4 protein-coding genes are annotated in these 2,200 nt (G+C 61.2%); all 4 read left to right on the top strand.

The genetic code is table 11. The annotated features are described in order from the left end of the window. Positions 1–796: SMP-30/gluconolactonase/LRE family protein (locus TH25_RS25360; RefSeq protein WP_220151512.1), on the top strand; the 796-nt coding region annotated here is incomplete at its 5' end. Between the two features lie 183 nt (positions 797–979). After that, positions 980–1,411: a recombinase family protein gene (locus TH25_RS25790; RefSeq protein WP_220151513.1), complete on the top strand. Its 432-nt coding sequence runs from the start codon at positions 980–982 to the stop codon at positions 1,409–1,411. Then, complete coding sequence (locus TH25_RS25770; protein WP_114090857.1) at positions 1,371–1,568, top strand: type II toxin-antitoxin system PemK/MazF family toxin; 198 nt, start codon at positions 1,371–1,373, stop codon at positions 1,566–1,568. The genes TH25_RS25790 and TH25_RS25770 overlap by 41 nt, the downstream gene beginning before the upstream one ends. 157 nt (positions 1,569–1,725) lie before the next feature. Beyond that, on the top strand, positions 1,726–2,200 hold a 475-nt coding region (locus TH25_RS24535), incomplete at its 3' end, for an HlyD family secretion protein (RefSeq protein ID WP_258549302.1).

Genomic DNA, 2,200 nt, shown 5'->3' on the forward strand with positions numbered 1-2,200 from the left:
GCTCATAAAGTGCTCCTCACCAATCAGAGACCCGGACGGCAGACGCGGCGGATACCGGGAGAGCGGCGAAGGCGATTATGTCCTGGTCCATGACGGGCGCATTGTCGCCGACGGACGGATGGAACGGCCGAACGACGGAAAAGTCGCTGACAACGGGACGTTCGTCCTCTCCGACTGGCGCTTCGGCGACCAACTGCGCAGCACCTTCTATGCCTTTGACAGCCAGGGCCGTCAGTTGCTCTCCCATGAATTCGGCGCAAATGCGCTTAAGAGCGGCCTGTCGCCGGACGGACGCTTCGCCGTCTACATGACCGCAGGTGGCGACCATCCCGATGCCAGCAAGATGACCCTGCTCGATCTGACGAGTAGAGAGCTTCTCTGGTCACTGTGGCCGCCGTCGGGCGCACCGACGAGCTATGCGTTCGATACGGCGGCAACAGCGATGACGCGGCGCAGTACTGCCAGGCCAGCGGTGCCTATCTCGGTGGGGGTACTGGGTGGACGCCGGCGCCTTGCCTTAAGCGACTGCGGCGACCGTAGGGGAAACCTGCCTACCTTCCCTTTCCCCGGCGATTACCCAGGCATGAAACCGTGCTTCGGTAGATTTTGTCCGCCAGCGCCACGGCACCGCGCTGGTCGTATCGCCATGCGCTGCCGTCCGTTCGTGTGCAGGTCTGGCTGCTTTCGGGGGGCGTCAACGGCGCGCAGCCTAATTCCCTCGATGGAAACCTTAATCTTGCCCAGAGAGCCACGAGGATGCGTACTACGTTGCGCAGTGTATCCGGTATCTCGCTGAAGAGGCTCGTCGCAGCGGTTTCGATGAGACGGCGACGGGGCTGGGTGGAGGCCATCGAACTACCTCGCAAAAACGACCGATATTGACGGGGCCGATGTTCTGAGAAGGGCGGAACGTGTTTCCGCCCTTCCGTATTTCTCAAAACTGTGCGTCGAAATCTGATATACTGTCCGCGTTAAATTTATGGATTTCGAGAGAGTGAATATTGGTTACGCCCAAGTTTCGACAGCCGAACAAAATCTGACGCTTCAAACGGACGCCCTCTCGGCGGTCGAATGTGAACGCATCTTCGTGGAAACCGCGTCCGGCGCACAGCGCGACCGACCCGAGCTTAAGCGCGCGCTCGACTACATGCGGCCCGGCGACACGCTTGTCGTTTGGAAGCTCGACCGCCTCGCCCGGTCCATGCGCCAGCTCATCGACACGGTGGAGCAATCGAAGGGCTTCTGCTCCTTGACCGAGGCGATCTCGTTTGGCTGGACTTTAACCCCCAAGCCGGCTATGATCAGCCAGGCCACCGGCTGGATTTGGTGCTTTCCCCCAAGGCATATCATCAGATACGGGGTGGGCGCTGATGTGTCCGATCGCGAGCAAGGAGAAGGGATATCCGTTTGAGACAGCGTTGGCGGACGGCCTGAAGATTTCCGGCGTGGTGCTCGCCGACCAGATCAGGAGTCTCGATTGGCGTGCGCGGAAGGCATCGCAAGCTGACACGGCACCATCGGTCATCGTCGACGATGTTCTGGCGAAACTTGAGACGCTTCTTGGGTAGCTGGGAGGCACGATGGCGGATAGGGTGCGCGGTGATGTCCGCTGATGAGGGAATATGGATTGATCTGCGAGATGGCGATGCCCGATAGACGGACACGGCTTGGAGATAACCTCTTGTCAAGAATGAGTGAACCAACTGATGTGGAGTAATCCAAGACGTGAAAAGGTTCATTAAAGCAGGTATTCGAGGCGTCACCGCTGCGATTGTCATTGGACTGGGCGTTTGGGCTTGGTGGCATTTTCAACCGCAGGACTTGCCCGATGGATTCGCCGCCGGTAACGGCCGGATCGAGGCGGTCGAGATCGATATCGCGGCCAAGACCGCGGGCCGGGTCCGGGAGATCCTGGTCAACGAGGGCGACTTCGTCAGTGCCGGTCAGGTCTTGGCGAAAATGGACACGGTCGTCATGGAGGCGCAGCTCCGGGAGGCCGAGGCGCAGCTGCGCCGGGCGCTCATCGGCATCGAGACCGCGCAAAGCCGGGTGACCCAGCGCGAAGCCGAGAAGCAGGCCGCCGAGGCGCTCATAGCCCAGAGGAAGGCCGAGCTCGACGCCGCGCAAAGGCGGGTCGCGCGCTCGGAGGAGCTCTCCCCGAAAGGCGCCGTCCCCGTCTCGAAGCTGGACGACGACCGCC

Source organism: Thalassospira profundimaris, from assembly GCF_003326755.1.
GTDB lineage: Bacteria > Pseudomonadota > Alphaproteobacteria > Rhodospirillales > Thalassospiraceae > Thalassospira > Thalassospira profundimaris_B.

Excerpts from the sequence above, each read along its gene's own strand:
- TH25_RS25790 (WP_220151513.1), top strand. The coding sequence starts at position 980 with ATGGATTTCGAGAGAGTGAATATTGGTTACGCCCAAGTTTCGACAGCC.
- TH25_RS25770 (WP_114090857.1), top strand. The coding sequence starts at position 1,371 with ATGTGTCCGATCGCGAGCAAGGAGAAGGGATATCCGTTTGAGACAGCG.